We start from the raw sequence: 16,358 nt of genomic DNA on the forward strand, positions 1-16,358 counted from the left end.
GGGCTCCACCGATATGCGGCTCCGCCGCGCGGGCGCGACCGGCCACGTCGGCGCCGCAGACGACCGACGTGCACCGTCCGGCACTGCCGGCGGAGCGCCTACGCCGCCGCGTCCCGCCCGTGCAGCGTCTCGTAGACGTCCCCGGCGTGGTAGTACGTCCGGCCGGAACGGCTGCGGCGGCGCCACTTCTGCGTGCTGGCGCGGCGGTAGACGCTGCCCGGCGGCATGTCCCACAGCCGGGAGATGTCCGCCGCGGTCATCCAGCGCACCTCCGGCTCCCGGTCCGCGGCCTCGTCGGCCTGCGCGGGGGCCGCCTCCACCGCCGTCGCCCCGGTCGCGGCGAGGCGGCGGCTGAGCTGCAGCCACTCGTGCCCCACCCAGTGATGCGCCTCGTCGGCGTCGCAGGCGATCGTGGCCGGCAGCTGCGGACGCCGGGGCCGTACGAGCGCGGTGAGCGAGCCGGAGCAGCCAGGCTCGACGCAGTCGCCCACCGGTATGCGCCGGGTCATCGCGGGGTCGATCACGTTGTGTGCGCTGCGCACCAGTTGGGAGATCTCGGCGCAGACCTCGCCCGCCGCGTCGTGCGCCGCGAGCCAGCCGCAGTGCCGGGTCAGGAACTGCACCAGCGGGCCGACGGCCCGCCGCGGACCGGCCAGGTCCCGCTCCTCCAGCACCAGGCTCGCCCAGGCGCTGAGCACCGCGAGGATCGAGGTCCGCGCCTCCGCCGCCCGGAGGTTGAAGGGCATGCCGGGCAGCGGACCGCCGGAGGTCTTCTCCACGGCCCGCTCGCCGCCGCTGCCGTCGAGACGGCGTGCGCACTCCTCGTACAGCTCCGGCAGCCGGTTCAGCTCCCGCACCAGGCGCTCATGGCAGTCCGGGCACAGGCGGCAGGCGGGCGCGGCCGGGCGCCTGGCCCGGCCCGCGGCCTCGCGCCGGACACAGCCGGTTCCCACACAGACGGTCGTCACCACGGACATCCTGCATACCCCCCTGAGTCTCGGCGACCTCCGGTCGGAGACGCCTTCGGACCCGAGAACGGTATTTCCGCGATTCTCCGCGCCGCAAGGCCCGGGGAATGTCACCTGTAATACGTGACGGAATCCGATGAATCCCAGGGGGACTTTTTCATTTCCCTGACGCGAATTCACCTCCCGCTACGGAACCGCTCATTCCTGACATGGCCTGACCGGGATCTGACATGAGAATCATTGACCGGCCGGCCGGGGGTGAAGAAGATATATGGCAGATTCCCTTGCCGTGCGCCCGTATTCTCCTCGCCCAGGGATGAGATGAGATCACCCAACGCCGGCACGTTCCAGTCCCTGTCCGTGCGCAACTTCCGGCTGTTCGCGGCGGGACAACTCGTCTCCGTCGCCGGCACCTGGATGATGGTCGTCGCCCAGGACTGGCTCGTGCTCTCCTTGACCGGCGACTCCGCGGCCGCCCTCGGCGTCGTGACCGCCCTGCAGTTCGCGCCCCTGCTGCTGCTCACCCTCTACGCGGGCGCGCTGGCCGACCGGCACGACAAGCGCCGCCTGCTCATGGCCGCCAACCTCGCCTCGGGCGCCCTGTCGCTCGCACTCGCCGTCCTCGTGCTGACCGGCGCGGCCGGCCTGTGGCACGTCTGCCTGTTCGCCCTCGGGCTCGGCCTCGTCAACGCGGTCGAGGTGCCCACCCGGATGTCCTTCGTCAGCGAACTCGTCGGCGCCGACCTGCTGCCCAACGCGTCCGCGCTCAGTGCCGCGTACTTCAACGTCGCCCGGGTGGCGGGACCCGCGTGCGCGGGCCTGCTGATCGGCCGGCTCGGCACCGCGGCCGTGATGCTGCTCAACGCGGTCAGCTACCTGGCGACCGTCGCCGCCCTGCGCGCGATGCGTCCCGCGGAGCTGCACCGCTCGGCGCAGCGCCCCGCGCGGGCGCCCGTCATGGACGGCGTACGGCACCTGACGGCCCGCCGCGACCTGCTGCTCGCGATGGTCCTGGTGGCCGTCGTCGGCATGCTGGGCTTCAACTTCCAGCTCACCCTGCCCCTGCTCGCCAAGACCGAATTCCATGCGAAAGCCGCCGAGTTCGGGCTGCTGACCACCGCCTTCGCGGTGGGCTCGCTGCTCGCGGCGTTCGTCACCACACGCCGGCGCGGACGGCCCCCGGCCGCCCTCGTCATCGGCGCGGCCCTCGGGGCCGGGGCCCTGGAGTGCGCGGCCGGGCTCGCCCCCACCTACCGGTGGGCCGCCGTGCTGCTGCTGTGCACCGGCTTCGGCTGCCTCTTCTTCGCCCAGGCCGCCAACCACCACATCCAACTGGGCACCGACCCCGCCTACCGGGGCCGGGTCATGGCCCTCTACACGCTCGTGTTCCAGGGGACCACCCCCCTGGGCGCCCTGCTCGTCGGCGCCCTCAGCGAACGGTTCGGCGCGCGCTCCGGGCTCCTGGCGGGCGGCGGCGCCACAGTGCTCGCCGCCGTCGCCGTGCTCGCCGCCCGACTGCGCACCGAGCCTCGTTCCCGTAAGCCCGACACGATCCGCACCTCACCCGGAGGAACACACGATGACGATTCAGCAGGCGACCCCCACTCCGGTACAGGCCGGCTCGGCGGAGGAGCGCAGGGACATCGTCCAGGCGGCCCGCGCGGTCTTCGCCCGTGAGGGCTGGACCCACACCAGCGCCCTGGACATCGCCATGGAGTGCGGCCGCGACGAGGCCACGGTCACGCACTACTTCAAGGGCAAGGAGCAGGTGCTGCTCGCCGTCCTGCTGGAGGGCGCCGCCGCCGTGGCCGCCTCGCTGACCGTCATCGCCGAGGAGCACCTCGCCGAGATCACCGATCTGGAGAAGGACCTCGTCGAGCTCGGCCACGCCTGGCTGACGCCGCTCGCCGCCTACCCCGAGCACTTCGCGATCGTGCGGCACCTGGCCGCGGAGGTCGCCTCGTGGCCGGCCGGGGTGGTCGAGATGTGGCGCACCGCGGGGCCCCGGCAGGCCAACCGCGAACTCGCCCGCCGCCTCGCCCGCCTCGCCGAGCGCGGACTGCTCTCCTTCGACGACCCCGAGCACGCCGCCGAGCGCTTCATCCAGCTGGTCGCCGGCGGCGTCGTCCAGGGCTCCTTCCACGGGGCCCTGCCGCTGGCCGACTTCGAGCGCGACGCGATCGTCCGCGCCGGCGTCGCGGACTTCGTCCGGCTGTACCAGCCCGGAGCCGACCGCTGATCCAACGACCGCGACCCATGGAGGTGGGGAACACCATGGCCACACCAGCCACACCAGCCACACCGCAGGACTCGATCCAGGCCCGCGTCGACGAACTGGCCGAGATCAAGGAGACCGCCCGGCAGGGCCCCGACCCGGCGGCCACCGAACGCCAGCACGCCAAGGGCAAGCTGACCGCCCAGGAACGGATCTCGCTGCTCCTCGACAAGGGCTCGTTCAACGAGGTGGAACCGCTGCGCCGGCACCGGGCCAGCGGCTTCGGGCTGGAGGACAAGAGGCCGTACAGCGACGGCGTGGTGACCGGCTGGGGCACCGTGCACGGCCGCACCGTCTTCGTCTACGCGCACGACTTCCGGATCTTCGGCGGCGCGCTCGGCGAGGCCCACGCCCAGAAGATCCACAAGATCATGGACCTGGCCGAGGCGGCGGGCGCCCCCCTGGTCTCGCTCAACGACGGGGCCGGCGCCCGAATCCAGGAGGGCGTCACCGCGCTCGCCGGCTACGGCGGCATCTTCCAGCGCAACACCCGTTCCTCCGGGGTGATCCCGCAGATCTCCGTGATGCTCGGCCCGTGCGCGGGCGGCGCCGCCTACTCGCCCGCGCTCACGGACTTCGTGTTCATGGTCCGGGAGACCTCGCAGATGTTCATCACCGGGCCCGACGTCGTCAAGGCGGTCACCGGCGAGGAGATCTCGCAGAACGGCCTGGGCGGCGCCGACGTCCACTCGGCCCTCTCGGGCGTGGCGCACGTGGCGTACGACACCGAGGAGGAGTGCATCGAGGACGTGCGCTACCTGCTCTCGCTGCTGCCCGCCAACAACCGCGAACTGTCGCCCGTGGAGCGCTGCGGCGACCCCGTCGACCGGGTCAACGACGCGCTGCTCGACCTGGTCCCGGCCGGTGCCGGGCAGGCGTACGACATCCGCAAGGTGATCGAGGAGGTCGTCGACGACGGCGACTTCTTCGAGGTGCACCCGGCCTGGGCGACGAACATCGTCTGCGCCTTCGCACGCCTCGACGGGCACGTCGTCGGCATCGTCGCCAACCAGCCGGCCGCCATGGCCGGAGTGCTCGACATCGACGCGTCCGAGAAGGGCGCCCGCTTCGTGCAGTTCTGCGACGCGTTCAACATCCCGCTGGTCACCCTGGTCGACGTGCCCGGCTTCCTGCCCGGCGTGGACCAGGAGCACAACGGCGTCATCCGGCGCGGCGCCAAGCTCCTGTACGCGTACTGCAACGCCACGGTGCCGCGCATCTCCCTGGTGCTGCGCAAGGCCTACGGCGGTGCGTACATCGTCATGGACTCCCGCTCCATCGGCGCCGACCTGGCGCTGGCCTGGCCGACCAACGAGATCGCGGTGATGGGCGCCGAGGGCGCGGCGAACGTCATCTTCCGGCGGGAGATCAACGCCGCCGAGGACCCCGAGGCCGTGCGCAAGGAGCGCATCGACGAGTACAAGAACGAGCTCATGCACCCCTACTACGCGGCCGAGCGCGGACTCATCGACGACGTCATCGACCCGCGCGAGACCCGCTCGGTGCTCATCCGTTCGCTCGCCATGCTGCGCGCCAAGCACGCGGACCTGCCCTCGCGCAAGCACGGCAACGCCCCGCAATAACCTGCAGTTTCTGCACCTGGATCTGTAGTGATTCCCCTTGAAAACGGGGGAGCCGCCGAAGAAGATACATGTCAGAGTCCGGCGCTTTGTCACCGCACCCGGTGGACCGAAAGCGCGCCTCTTTCCTGTCCGGTTCCGGCCCTCTCGCTGTCGAACCGTCGACGACACGTGAAACTCCAGTCCGCCGTACGGCTTTCCACTTGGAGAACAATCGCATGCACAGCAACCTGATCGTGGCACGGATGGATCCCGGAACGAGCGGCAACGTGGCCGATCTGTTCCGTGCGTTCGATGCCACCGAGATGCCGCACCGGATGGGCACGCGCCGCCGCCAGCTCTTCCACTACCGCGGTCTCTACTTCCACCTCCAGGACTTCGACACCGACAACGGCGGCGAGCAGATCGAGGAGGCGAAGACCGACCCGCGCTTCGTGCGGATCAGCGAAGACCTGAAGCCGTTCATCGAGGCGTACGACCCGGCGACCTGGCGCTCGCCCGCCGACGCCATGGCGACCCGCTTCTACCACTGGGAGGGCCCGCGGTGAGCGGCCGACGCGTAGTCATCACGGGCCTGGAGGTCCTGGCCCCCGGAGGCGTCGGCCGCGACGCCTTCTGGTCGCTGCTGAGCGAGGGCCGCACCGCGACCCGCGGCATCACGTTCTTCGACCCGTCGCCGTTCCGCTCCCGGGTCGCCGCCGAGGTCGACTTCGACGCGGAGGCCCACGGGCTGAGCCCGCAGGAGATCCGGCGGATGGACCGGGCCGGCCAGTTCGCCGTCGTCGCCGCCCGCGGCGCCGTGGCCGACAGCGGCCTCGACCTCGCGGACCACGCCCCGCACCGGGTCGGCGTCACCGTCGGCACCGCCGTCGGCGCGACCATGGGCCTGGACCAGGAGTACCGGGTCGTCAGCGACGACGGCCGGCTGAACCTGGTCGACCACACGTACGCGGTCCCGCACCTGCACAACCACCTGGTGCCCAGCTCGTTCGCCGCCGAAGTGGCCTGGGCCGTCGGCGCCGAGGGCGCCAACGCCGTGGTGTCCACCGGCTGCACGTCCGGCATCGACTCCATCGGCTACGCCGTCGAGCTGATCCGGGAGGGCTCCCTCGACGTGCTGGTCGCAGGCGCCACCGACGCCCCGATCTCGCCGATCACGATGGCGTGTTTCGACGCGATCCGGGCCACCACGCCGCGCCACGACGAGCCGGAGCGCGCCTCCCGCCCCTTCGACGGCACCCGCAACGGCTTCGTCCTCGGCGAGGGCACCGCCTTCTTCGTCCTGGAGGAGCTGGAGAGCGCGCGCCGGCGCGGGGCCCGCATCTACGCCGAGATCGCCGGCTACGCCACCCGCTCCAACGCGTACCACATGACCGGTCTGCGCCCCGACGGCGCGGAGATGGCCGAGGCCATCCGCGTCGCGCTCGACGAGGCGCGGATGAACGCCCAGGACATCGACTACATCAACGCGCACGGCTCCGGCACCAAGCAGAACGACCGCCACGAGACCGCCGCGTTCAAGAAGAGCCTCGGCGAGCACGCGTACGCCACGCCGGTCAGCTCCATCAAGTCCATGGTCGGCCACTCCCTGGGCGCCATCGGGGCCATCGAGATCGCCGCCTCGACGCTGGCGATGACCCACAACGTGGTGCCGCCGACGGCGAACCTTCACACCCCCGACCCCGAATGCGATCTCGACTATGTGCCCGTCACCGCGCGGGACCACCAGACGGACGCCGTGCTGACCGTCGGCAGTGGCTTTGGAGGCTTCCAGAGCGCGATGGTCCTCGCCCGGCCGGAAAGGACCGCCGCATGAGCGCCTCTGTAGTGGTGACCGGCCTCGGCGTGGTCGCACCCAACGGGCTCGGTGCCGAGGAGTACTGGCAGGCCGCCCGCGTCGGCAAGAGCGGCATCGGGCGCATCACCCGCTTCGACCCCGCCCAGTACCCGGCCCAGCTCGCCGGTGAGATCCACGGGTTCGAGGCCTCCGAGCACCTGCCCAGCAAGCTGCTGCCGCAGACCGACCGCATGACGCGCCTCGCGCTCGTCGCCGCGGACTGGGCCATCCAGGACGCCGGGGTGGACCCCGCCCAGCTGCCCGCCTTCGACATGGGCGTGGTCACCTCCAGCGCGTCCGGCGGCTTCGAGTTCGGCCAGCGCGAGCTGGAGCGGCTGTGGAGCCAGGGCAGCGAGTACGTCAGCGCCTACCAGTCGTTCGCCTGGTTCTACGCCGTCAACAGCGGCCAGATCTCCATCCGCAACGGCATGAAGGGCCCCAGCGGCGTCGTCGTCAGCGAGCAGGCCGGCGGTCTGGACTGTGTCGCACAGGCGCGCCGCCACGTGCGCAAGGGCACCCCGCTCGTCGTCACCGGCTCCGTCGACGCCTCCCTGTGCCCGTGGGGCTGGGTGGCGCAGCTGACCAGCGGCCGGGTCACCACCCAGGCCGACCCGGCCGCCGCCTACGTGCCCTTCGACGACCGGGCCTCGGGCCATGTCCCGGGCGAGGGCGGCGCCATCCTCGTCATGGAGAGCGAGGACGCCGCCCGGGAGCGCGGTGCCAAGGTGTACGGGGAGATCGCCGGCTACGGCGCGACCTTCGACCCGAAGCCCGGCAGCGGCCGGCCGCCGGCGCTGCGCAAGGCCATCGAGATCGCCCTGGCCGACGCCGGGGTGAGCGCCCGCGACGTGGACGTGGTCTTCGCCGACGGCGCGGCCGTGCCCGACCTCGACCGCATCGAGGCCGACGCGCTGAACGCCGTGTTCGGCCGGGAGCAGGTGCCCGTCACCGTCCCCAAGACCACGACGGGTGCCCTGTACTCCGCCGCCGGGGCGCTCGACCTGGCGACGGTCTTCCTCGCCATGGAAGAGGGCCTGATCCCGCCCACCATGAACACCCGGCCGGCCGACCGCTACGGCCTGGACCTGGTGGTCGGCCACCCGCGCACGCACGAGGTGCGTGTCGCGCTGGTGCTCGGCCGGGGCCTGGGCGGCTTCAACTCCGCGCTGGTCGTCCGCTCCGCCGACTGACACCCCCACCGCCACCACACCGGCCGGCACCGCCGGCGCAACAGGAAAGGAACCACCATGGCCGAGCAGGCTTTCACCGTCGACGACCTGCGCCGCATCCTGATCGAGGCGGCGGGCGAGGACGACTCCTACAGCCTCGACGGAGACATCCTCGACACCGACTTCGAGCAGCTGGGCTACGAGTCGCTGGCCCTGCTGGAGACCGGCGGGCGCATCGAGCGCGAGTACGGCATCTCCCTCGACGAGGAGATCCTCAGCATCGCCAACACCCCGCGGCTGCTGATCGACGCCGTCAACAGCGGTCTCGCCGCGCTGGTCTGACCCGCCGCCGCTCCGCAGCCCCCCACAGCCCATCTCCCGCCGGGCGGTGCCCCCTCGCACCGCCCGGCGGGCCCGCATTCCCTCCCACTGGAGACGTCACCCATGTCAGATCAGCAGCAGCGGACCGCCCTGGTCACCGGAGCCACCAGCGGCATCGGCCTCGCCGCCGCCCGGCTCCTGGCCGAGCAGGGCCACCAGGTGTTCATCGGCGCGCGCAGCGCCGACGACGTCGCCGCGACCGTGAAGGAGCTCCAGGCCGAGGGCCTGGCGGTGGACGGCACGACCCTCGACGTGCGCGACGCGGACAGCGTGCGCGCCTTCGTGCAGGCCGCCGTCGACACCTTCGGCACCGTGGACGTACTGGTCAACAACGCGGGCCGCAGCGGCGGCGGCGTCACCGCCGACATCACCGACGAGCTGTGGCACGACGTCATCGACACCAACCTCAACAGCGTCTTCCGGCTGACCCGCGAGGTGCTCAACACCGGCGGCATGCGCCACAAGAACCGCGGCCGGATCATCAACATCGCCTCCACCGCGGGCAAGCAGGGCGTCGTCCTCGGTGCCCCGTACTCGGCGTCCAAGCACGGCGTCGTCGGCTTCACCAAGGCGCTCGGCAACGAGCTCGCCCCCACCGGCATCACCGTCAACGCGGTCTGCCCGGGGTACGTGGAGACGCCGATGGCGCAGCGGGTGCGCCAGGGCTACGCGGCCGCGTACGACACCACCGAGGACGCCATCCTGGAGAAGTTCCAGGCCAAGATCCCGCTCGGCCGCTACTCGACGCCCGAGGAGGTCGCCGGTCTGGTCGGCTACCTCGCCTCCGACACGGCGGCCTCCATCACCGCGCAGGCGCTCAACGTCTGCGGCGGACTCGGCAACTTCTAGGACCCCAAGGAGAGTTGACCATGACCATCCGTGAGGTCGAGCACGAGATCACCGCGGCCGCGCCGGCCGCAACGGTCTTCCGGCTGATCGCCGACGTGGAGAACTGGCCGCGGATCTTCCCGCCGACCATCCACGTCGAGCACGCCGAGCGCGGCGAGCGCGAGGAGCGCATCCAGATCTGGGCCACCGCCAACGGCGAGCCCAAGAACTGGACGTCGCACCGCACCCTGGACCCGGAGAACCTGCGCATCACCTTCCGCCAGGAGGTGTCCACCCCGCCGGTCGCGTCCATGGGCGGCACCTGGATCATCGAGCCCCTCTCCGCGACCGAGTCGCGGATCCGGCTGCTGCACGACTACCGGGCCGTCGACGACGACCCCGAGGGCCTGAAGTGGATCGACGAGGCCGTCGACCGCAACTCGCGCTCCGAACTGGCGGCGCTGCGCACCAACGTCGAGCGCGTGCACGCCGAGACCGAGGCCGACCTGACGTTCTCCTTCGAGGACTCCGTCGAGATCGCCGGCTCCGCCAAGGACGTCTACGCCTTCATCAACGAGGCGAACCTGTGGTCGCAGCGGCTGCCGCACGTGGCCACCGTCCGCCTCGACGAGGAAGCCCCCGGACTGCAGACGCTGGAGATGGACACCCGCGCCAAGGACGGCTCCGTGCACACCACGAAGTCGTACCGGGTGACCTTCCCGCACCACAAGATCGCCTACAAGCAGGTGACACTTCCGGCGCTGATGACCCTGCACACCGGCTACTGGACGTTCGCCGAGACCGACACCGGCGTCCGGGCGTCCTCGCAGCACACGGTGACCATCAACACCGAGAACATCGCCCGCGTCCTCGGCGCGGACGCCACCGTCGCCGACGCCCGCGCGTACGTGCACAGCGCGCTCAGCACCAACAGCCTGGCAACGCTGGGCCACGCCAAGGCCTATGCCGAGGCCCGGGGCTGAACCGGGCGGTCCACCGCACCGGTTCGCACAGCCGCCGCGGATCCCGGTCCTGCGCGAGCCGCCGCGGCTGTCGCTCTGGCTGCTGCGCCCGCCGGCGCCGGACAGCCCGGCGGCGGCCCGGCTCGCGGTGCGCGAGCTGGACGCCGCGGAGCTGCGGCGGGCGGAGCTGTTCGTACGGCCCACGGACCGCGTGCAGTACCTGTCCGCGCACATCGCGCTGCGCCGGGTCCTCGCGGAGGCCACCGGATACCCGCCCGAGCGGCTGCGGCTGGGCCAGGAGCCCGCACCGGCCCGCGCGTACCGCACGATGCGGCCCGTGCTGCGCGACCCGCCGCTGCCGGTCCACTTCTCGCTCTCGCACAGCCACGGCCTCGTGCTGATCGGCACGGCGGCCACCGTCCTCGGCGTGGACGTGCAGCGCACGCCGACGACCGAGACGGTGCGGGTGTGCGGGCCCGCACTGCACCGGGCGGAATGGCAGGAGCTGAGGGACTTCCCCGAAGCCCGCCGGCCCGACGTCTTCGCGCAGCTGTGGACCCGTAAAGAGGCGTATCTCAAGGGACTCGGCACCGGGCTCGCCCGCAGCCCCGCACGCGACTACCTGGGAGTCGCACCCCGGTCCGGCGCCCCGCCGGGCCCGGCCGGCTGGATCGTGGGCAACGTGCCGGCCGGACCGCACCACGCCGCCGCCGCCGCGCTGTCCGCGTCCGCGGAGCCGATCGTCACGCTGCGCTCGCTGCCCGTGGCGTGCCTGTACGACGGCGCGGCGGGCCTGCCGCTGTCCGCGGCTCCGCTACTGGCTTTGAGAAGGAGAGGTTCATGGACGCTTCGGTGGTCGTTGTTGGAGCGGGACCCGCCGGGCTGATGCTCGCCGGGGAACTGCGCCTGGCGGGAATCGACGTCACGGTGCTCGAACGGCACCCCGAGCGCACCGGCGAGTCCCGGGGCATCGGGCTGACCATCGGCACGATGGAGGTCTTCGACCAGCGCGCCCTGCTGCGCCGGCTCGGGGACTACGAGACCAGCGGCATGGGCCACTTCGGTGGCATCCCGCTGGACATGGGCGTCCTCGGCGCCTTCCACGAGGCCGCCAAGACGGTGCCGCAGTCGGTGACCGAGCAGGCCCTGGAGGCCTGGGCGGGCGAGCTCGGCGCCGACATCCGCCGCGGGCACGAGTTCGTCTCGTACGCGGAGAGCGACGCGTGCGTCGAGGTCACCGTGCGCGGCCCCGAGGGCGAACAGACGCTGCGCGCCCGCTACCTCGTGGGCTGCGACGGCGGACGCAGCGCGGTCCGCAAGGCGGCCGGGTTCGACTTCCCGGGCACGGCCACCACCACCGAGATGCTCCTGGCCGACCTGCGCGGGGTCGACCTGGAGCCGCGGATGACCGGCGAGCACATCGACGGCGGCTTCGTGATGGTCGCCAAGCTCGCCGGAGGGATCCACCGGATCATCGTCGGCGAGCACGGCGTGGCCCCGCGAAAGCGCACCGAGGCACCGCGGTTCGCCGAGGTCGCCGACGTGTGGAAGCGGCTCACGGGCATCGACATCAGCCACGCCGAGCCGGTGTGGGTCAGCGCCTTCGGCAACGCCGCGCGGCAGGTGACGCAGTATCGGCGCGGCCGCGTCCTGCTGGCCGGCGACTCCGCCCACGTGCATCTGCCGGCCGGCGGGCAGGGCATGAACACCAGCGTGCAGGACGCCCACAACCTCGGCTGGAAGCTGGCGGCGGTGCTGCGCGGCGACGCCCCCGAGGAACTGCTCGACACCTACCACACCGAGCGCCACGAGGTGGGCCGCGGCCTGCTCGCCAACACCCGGGCGCAGAGCCTGCTGATCCTCGGCGGCGAGGAGTCCGCACCGCTGCGCGACGTCCTGGCCGAACTGGTCCGGCTCCCCGGCGTGACCCGGCACCTGGCGGCCAAGGTCAGCGGCCTCGACATCCGCTACGACGTCGGCGGCGGATCCAGCCCGCTGCTCGGCCGGCGCCTGCCGCACCTGCCGGTGACCCGGGGGGAGCGGCGCACCAGCAGCACCGAACTCCTGCGTACGGGCCGCGGCGTCCTGCTCGACCTCGGCGACTACGCCGTGCTGCGCCGCCGCGCGCAGCCCTGGCGCGACCGCGTCGACATCGTCACCGCGACCCCGGACCCGGTCCCCGCCGACAGCCCGCTCGCGGGCACCGGCGCCGTACTGCTGCGTCCCGACGGCTACGTCGCCTGGGCCGCGCCCGGCAGCCACCGCGACCTGCGCTCCTCGCTCACCCGCTGGTTCGGACCGGCGCTCGGGGCGCGCCGATGACCCGCACCGATGTGGTCGTCGTCGGCGCGGGCCCGGTCGGCCTGTTCCTCGCGGCCGAGCTGCGGGCGGGCGGCGCGGACGCCCCGAACGTCATCGTGCTGGAGCAACTGACCGAGCCCACCGGCGAGTCACGGGCCTCCATCCTGCACGCGCGGACCATGGAGATCTTCGCCGACCGCGGCTTCCTGCCCCGGCTCGGCGAGCTGCCCCCGGTCGGCCCCGGCCACTTCGGCGGCCTGCGCCTCGACCTCGCCGAGGCCGACCCGTCGCATCCCTACGCCGGTCAGTGGGAGTGCCTCCAGCACCACCTGGAGACCGAACTGCAGGCCCACGCCGTGGAGTTGGGCGCCGAGATCCGGCGCGGCCACACGGTGACCGGGCTGCGCACCGGCGACGACGGCGTACACGTCGAGGTGCGCGGGCCCGCCGCCGACGGCGCGCCCGGCGCCGCGTACACCATCGAGGCCGCCTACCTGGCCGGCTGCGACGGCGAGCACAGCACGGTGCGTGAGCTCGGCGGCTTCACCTCCGCCGGGCACGACGCCGACAAGGTGATGCTGCGCGCCGACGTCGCCGGGATCGAGATCGCCAACCGGCGGCTCGAACGCTTCCCCGGCGGCATCGCCACCGCCTACCGCAGGCCCGACGGCACCACCCGGCTGATGGTCCACCGCTTCGGCGAGCAGCCGGCCGGCGAGGTGACCTTCGAGCAGGTCGCCGCCGCCTGGGCCGCCGTGACCGGTGAGGACATCGGGCACGGCGAGGCCCGCTGGCTGAACCGCTTCGGCACCGTCTCCCGGCAGGTCACCGAGTACCGGCGCGGCCGGCTGCTGCTCGCCGGCGACGCCGCGCACCGCCAGATGCCGGTCGGCGGCCAGGCCGTCAACCTCGGACTGCAGGACGCGGCGAACCTCGGCTGGAAGCTGGCCCGGGTCGCCACCGGCGCGGCGGCGCCCGCGCTGCTCGACACCTACCACTCCGAACGGCATCCGGCCGGGGCACGCACCCTGGCCAACATCGACGCGCAGGCCCGGCTGCTGTTCGGCACCGAGGACGTGCTCGCGCTGCGCGACGTCTTCGGCGAACTCCTCGGCCAGGCGCCCGTCCGCCGGCACCTCGCCCGCATGATCAGCGGCCTCGACGTGACCGAACCGCCGCGCCCGGAGCGCAGCGCCCCACCGGCACGGCTCCCGCACACCCACCAACCCGGAAGGTCAACCGTGGACAGGCTCACCGACAAGACGGCGCTCGTGACGGGTTCGAGTCGCGGCATCGGCAGGGCGACCGCCATCCGGCTCGCCCGCGAGGGCGCGCTCGTCGCCGTGCACTACACCGCCAACGAGCAGGCCGCCGACGACACCGTCGAGCTCATCGAGAAGGAGGGCGGCAGCGCCTTCACCGTGCGCGCCGAACTCGGTGTCCCCGGCGACGTGCACGAACTCTTCCTCGGTCTGGAGCGCGGCCTGAAGGAGCGCACCGGCGACACCCGCCTCGACATCCTGGTCAACAACGCGGCCGTCACCTCGACGGGTTCGGCGCCCGAGGACCTCACCCCCGAGGAGTTCGACCGCTACTTCGCCGTCAACGCGAAGGCGCCGTACTTCATCGTGCAGCGGGCCATCGGACAGATGCCGAGCGGCGGCCGCATCGTCAACCTCACCACCGGCGTCACCCGCACCTCCGTGCCCGACCAGGTCGCCTACGCCATGACCAAGGGCGCGATCGAGCAGCTCACCTTCCAGCTGGCCCGCATCCTCGCGCCGCGCGGCATCACCATCAACAGCGTGGCCCCGGGCATCACCGACAACGGCGGCGCCATCTTCGACAACCCGCAGGCCGTCGAGGCGATGTCGAAGTTCTCGGCGTTCAACCGGGTAGGCGAGGCCGGCGACGTCGCCGACGTCATCACCTTCCTGACCACCGACGAGGCCCGCTGGATCACCGGCGCCTTCATCGACGCCACCGGCGGCACCCTCCTCGGCTGAGGCGCGGCCGTCCCCACCCATCCCATGTGAGAGGCCCTACATGTCCGCCCACCCCGCGCGCGTCGCCGTCGTCACCGGAGCCAACAAGGGGATCGGCCGCGCGATCGTGCGGCAGCTCGCCGAGTGCGGCCACACCGTCTATCTCGGGGCCCGCGACGAGCGGCGCGGCCGCCGTGCCGCCGACGAGCTGTCCGCCGACGGCCTCGACGTACGGTTCCTGCACCTCGACGTCACGGACGAGACCTCCGCCAAGGCCGCCGCCGAGCGGCTCGCCGAGGAGGCGGGCGCCGTGCACGTCCTGGTCAACAACGCCGGCATCGGCGGCCCCATGCAGCCGCCCAGCCAGACCCCCGCCGAGCAGGTGCGCACGGTCTACGAGACCAACGTCTTCGGCGTCATCACGGTCACCAACGCCCTGCTGCCGCTGCTGCGCAAGGCGCCCGGTGCCCGGATCGTCAACGTCTCCAGCGCCATCGGCTCGCTGAGGTCGGCCGCCGAGAACGTCGACCAGACGGGGGAGCACCCGCCCGGCGAGTTCCCCTCGACGCTGCTGTCCTACGCGTCGTCCAAGACCGCCCTGAACGCGGTCACCCTGGCGTACGCCAACGAGCTGCGCGGCACCGGGATCCTGGTCAACGCGGCGTCCCCGGGCTTCGTGGCCACCGACATCAACGGCCACCACGGCCGGCTCACCACCGAGCAGGGCGCGCGCATCCCGGTCCTGCTCGCGACCCTCCCCGACGACGGCCCCACCGCCACCTTCCTCGGGGAGAACGGCACGCCCGAGGGGCAGGTGCTGCACTGGTGACCGCGCCCGCCGCCACCGACGCGCCCGCCCCGCGGGCGCAGGAGGCATGGGACGCCCGCCAGTGGTCCCGGCTCCTCGTGCTCTCCGGCAACATGCTGCTCGACGCGATCGAAGTGTCCGTCCTCCTCATCGCCCTGCCCACGCTCGCCGCCCGGTTCGGCCTCACCCCGTGGAGCGCCCAGTGGCTGATGAGCGGCTTCGCGCTCGGCTTCGCCGCGCTGCTGCTGCTCGGCCCCGTGCTGTGCGCCCGCATCGGACGCCGCCGGGCCTACCTGGGCGCGATGCTGCTGTTCGCCCTGGCCTCCCTGGCGGGCGGCCTGGCCGGCGGCCCCGCACTGCTGGTCGCCGTCCGCGTCGTCAAGGGGTGCTGCGCCGCCCTGACCGCGCCGACCGGCCTGGCCATCATCAACGACCTGTTCCCCGAGGGCCCGCAGCGACGGCGGGCCCTGTCGGTGTACTCGCTGTTCGGCGCCGCCGGCTTCACCGCCGGGCTGCTGCTGGCCGGCGGCCTGCTGGCGACCGGCTGGCGCTGGGTCTTCGTCTTCCCCGCGCCGGTGGCCCTGGCGCTGCTCGTCGCGGGGGCGTACGTACTGCCGCGCGAGCAGGGCGGCGGCCCGGCGCGGCTGCCGAGCCCGGCGCTCCTGAAGCGGGGCCCGCTGCTGCGCTCCGCGCTCGGCGCCGCCTGCCTCAACGGCACCTACCAGGCGCTGCTGGTCGTGATGGTCTTCCAGATGGCGGACGGGTTCGGCTGGTCGCCCTGGCGCTCGGCGCTCGCGCTGCTGCCCGCCTGCGTGCCGCTGGCGCTGAGCGTGCCGTTCGCCGGCCGGCTCATCGCCCGCCACGGCAGCCGCCGTCTCGTCACCCTCGGTGCGCTCTTCCCGCTGCTCGGCCACCTCCTGTACCTGGCCCGCCCGCACAGCGGCTACGCCCTCGGCATGCTGCCGGTCCAGCTGCTCGTCGAGGCCGGGTTCTGCCTGGCGTTCGTCGCCCTGAACACCCAGGCGACGGCCGGCCTCGACCCGGCGCAGAGGGGCGCGGCCGTGGCGCTGTACCAGGCGTTCGTGCAGCTCGGGGCCGCACTGCTGCTGCCGCTCGTCGCCCTGCTGCTGACCCGGGCCACGGGCCCGCGGCCCGCGCTGGCGCTCGTCACCGCGGTGGGCGCCCTGGGCCTCGCGGCCGCGCTCGTACGCCGCCCGGCCCCTGCCACCACCGCCGGCTGACCCCCGTTTCCTCGGTACCCACC

15 protein-coding genes are annotated in these 16,358 nt (G+C 72.8%); 14 read left to right on the forward strand and 1 reads right to left on the reverse strand.

All coding sequences use genetic code 11. The features are described from left to right. Positions 1-98: 98 nt before the first annotated feature. Positions 99-968, reverse strand: a complete 870-nt coding sequence (locus ACFC8N_RS25550; RefSeq protein WP_376290022.1) for a hypothetical protein — start codon at positions 966-968, stop codon at positions 99-101. Positions 969-1,289: 321 nt separating this feature from the next. Between ACFC8N_RS25550 and ACFC8N_RS25555 the strand changes: the two genes are divergently transcribed. The 14 genes from ACFC8N_RS25555 (at position 1,290) to ACFC8N_RS25620 (ending at position 16,335) form a co-directional block, all read left to right on the forward strand. Further along, on the forward strand, positions 1,290-2,645 hold the full coding sequence (locus ACFC8N_RS25555; RefSeq protein ID WP_376290024.1) for an MFS transporter: 1,356 nt from the start codon (positions 1,290-1,292) through the stop codon (positions 2,643-2,645). Beyond that, positions 2,548-3,207, forward strand: coding sequence for a TetR/AcrR family transcriptional regulator (locus ACFC8N_RS25560; protein ID WP_376290026.1), 660 nt, complete (start codon positions 2,548-2,550; stop codon positions 3,205-3,207). Before ACFC8N_RS25555 ends, ACFC8N_RS25560 begins: the two co-directional genes overlap by 98 nt. 35 nt (positions 3,208-3,242) lie before the next feature. Beyond that, a complete protein-coding gene (locus ACFC8N_RS25565; protein ID WP_376290028.1) occupies positions 3,243-4,826 on the forward strand; it encodes an acyl-CoA carboxylase subunit beta in 1,584 nt (527 codons plus the stop codon). A 215-nt stretch (positions 4,827-5,041) separates the two neighbouring features. Further along, the gene (locus ACFC8N_RS25570; protein WP_356030379.1) at positions 5,042-5,371 is read left to right on the forward strand and encodes a TcmI family type II polyketide cyclase; all 330 of its coding nucleotides are present in this window, start codon (positions 5,042-5,044) and stop codon (positions 5,369-5,371) included. Then, positions 5,368-6,639, forward strand: a complete 1,272-nt coding sequence (locus tag ACFC8N_RS25575) for a beta-ketoacyl-[acyl-carrier-protein] synthase family protein (protein ID WP_356030378.1) — start codon at positions 5,368-5,370, stop codon at positions 6,637-6,639. Before ACFC8N_RS25570 ends, ACFC8N_RS25575 begins: the two co-directional genes overlap by 4 nt. After that, positions 6,636-7,850 (forward strand): ketosynthase chain-length factor, encoded by a 1,215-nt coding sequence (locus ACFC8N_RS25580; RefSeq protein WP_356030376.1) that lies wholly within the window; start codon positions 6,636-6,638, stop codon positions 7,848-7,850. The genes ACFC8N_RS25575 and ACFC8N_RS25580 overlap by 4 nt, the downstream gene beginning before the upstream one ends. A gap of 57 nt (positions 7,851-7,907) precedes the next feature. After that, positions 7,908-8,171 carry an acyl carrier protein gene (locus ACFC8N_RS25585; protein WP_356030375.1) on the forward strand — a complete coding sequence of 88 codons (264 nt, stop codon included), beginning with the start codon at positions 7,908-7,910 and terminating at the stop codon, positions 8,169-8,171. Positions 8,172-8,273: 102 nt separating this feature from the next. Beyond that, a complete protein-coding gene (fabG, locus tag ACFC8N_RS25590) occupies positions 8,274-9,059 on the forward strand; it encodes a 3-oxoacyl-ACP reductase FabG (protein ID WP_356030373.1) in 786 nt (261 codons plus the stop codon). A 20-nt stretch (positions 9,060-9,079) separates the two neighbouring features. Continuing rightward, the gene (locus tag ACFC8N_RS25595) at positions 9,080-10,021 is read left to right on the forward strand and encodes an aromatase/cyclase (protein WP_356030372.1); all 942 of its coding nucleotides are present in this window, start codon (positions 9,080-9,082) and stop codon (positions 10,019-10,021) included. Next, complete coding sequence (locus ACFC8N_RS25600; RefSeq protein ID WP_356030370.1) at positions 10,002-10,886, forward strand: 4'-phosphopantetheinyl transferase superfamily protein; 885 nt, start codon at positions 10,002-10,004, stop codon at positions 10,884-10,886. The genes ACFC8N_RS25595 and ACFC8N_RS25600 overlap by 20 nt, the downstream gene beginning before the upstream one ends. Next, complete coding sequence (locus ACFC8N_RS25605) at positions 10,841-12,322, forward strand: FAD-dependent monooxygenase (RefSeq protein ID WP_376290032.1); 1,482 nt, start codon at positions 10,841-10,843, stop codon at positions 12,320-12,322. The genes ACFC8N_RS25600 and ACFC8N_RS25605 overlap by 46 nt, the downstream gene beginning before the upstream one ends. Then, positions 12,319-14,307, forward strand: a complete 1,989-nt coding sequence (locus tag ACFC8N_RS25610) for an SDR family oxidoreductase (RefSeq protein WP_376290035.1) — start codon at positions 12,319-12,321, stop codon at positions 14,305-14,307. The genes ACFC8N_RS25605 and ACFC8N_RS25610 overlap by 4 nt, the downstream gene beginning before the upstream one ends. Positions 14,308-14,347: 40 nt before the next feature. Then, entirely contained in the window at positions 14,348-15,115 is a 768-nt protein-coding gene (locus tag ACFC8N_RS25615; protein ID WP_362822075.1) for an SDR family oxidoreductase, read from the forward strand. After that, positions 15,112-16,335 carry an MFS transporter gene (locus ACFC8N_RS25620; RefSeq protein ID WP_376290037.1) on the forward strand — a complete coding sequence of 408 codons (1,224 nt, stop codon included), beginning with the start codon at positions 15,112-15,114 and terminating at the stop codon, positions 16,333-16,335. The genes ACFC8N_RS25615 and ACFC8N_RS25620 overlap by 4 nt, the downstream gene beginning before the upstream one ends. The last annotated feature ends 23 nt before the right edge of the window (positions 16,336-16,358 follow it).

It is taken from the genome of Streptomyces sp. NPDC055966, assembly GCF_042269865.1.
Taxonomy (GTDB): Bacteria; Actinomycetota; Actinomycetes; order Streptomycetales; family Streptomycetaceae; genus Streptomyces.

What these genes read in the sequence shown, in the direction of transcription:
- ACFC8N_RS25555 (WP_376290024.1), top strand. Translation starts at nt 1,290, where the DNA reads ATGAGATCACCCAACGCCGGCACGTTCCAGTCCCTGTCCGTGCGCAAC.
- ACFC8N_RS25560 (WP_376290026.1), top strand. Translation starts at nt 2,548, where the DNA reads ATGACGATTCAGCAGGCGACCCCCACTCCGGTACAGGCCGGCTCGGCG.
- ACFC8N_RS25565 (WP_376290028.1), top strand. Translation starts at nt 3,243, where the DNA reads ATGGCCACACCAGCCACACCAGCCACACCGCAGGACTCGATCCAGGCC.
- ACFC8N_RS25570 (WP_356030379.1), top strand. Translation starts at nt 5,042, where the DNA reads ATGCACAGCAACCTGATCGTGGCACGGATGGATCCCGGAACGAGCGGC.
- ACFC8N_RS25580 (WP_356030376.1), top strand. Translation starts at nt 6,636, where the DNA reads ATGAGCGCCTCTGTAGTGGTGACCGGCCTCGGCGTGGTCGCACCCAAC.
- ACFC8N_RS25585 (WP_356030375.1), top strand. Translation starts at nt 7,908, where the DNA reads ATGGCCGAGCAGGCTTTCACCGTCGACGACCTGCGCCGCATCCTGATC.
- fabG (WP_356030373.1), top strand. Translation starts at nt 8,274, where the DNA reads ATGTCAGATCAGCAGCAGCGGACCGCCCTGGTCACCGGAGCCACCAGC.
- ACFC8N_RS25595 (WP_356030372.1), top strand. Translation starts at nt 9,080, where the DNA reads ATGACCATCCGTGAGGTCGAGCACGAGATCACCGCGGCCGCGCCGGCC.
- ACFC8N_RS25600 (WP_356030370.1), top strand. Translation starts at nt 10,002, where the DNA reads ATGCCGAGGCCCGGGGCTGAACCGGGCGGTCCACCGCACCGGTTCGCA.
- ACFC8N_RS25605 (WP_376290032.1), top strand. Translation starts at nt 10,841, where the DNA reads ATGGACGCTTCGGTGGTCGTTGTTGGAGCGGGACCCGCCGGGCTGATG.
- ACFC8N_RS25610 (WP_376290035.1), top strand. Translation starts at nt 12,319, where the DNA reads ATGACCCGCACCGATGTGGTCGTCGTCGGCGCGGGCCCGGTCGGCCTG.
- ACFC8N_RS25615 (WP_362822075.1), top strand. Translation starts at nt 14,348, where the DNA reads ATGTCCGCCCACCCCGCGCGCGTCGCCGTCGTCACCGGAGCCAACAAG.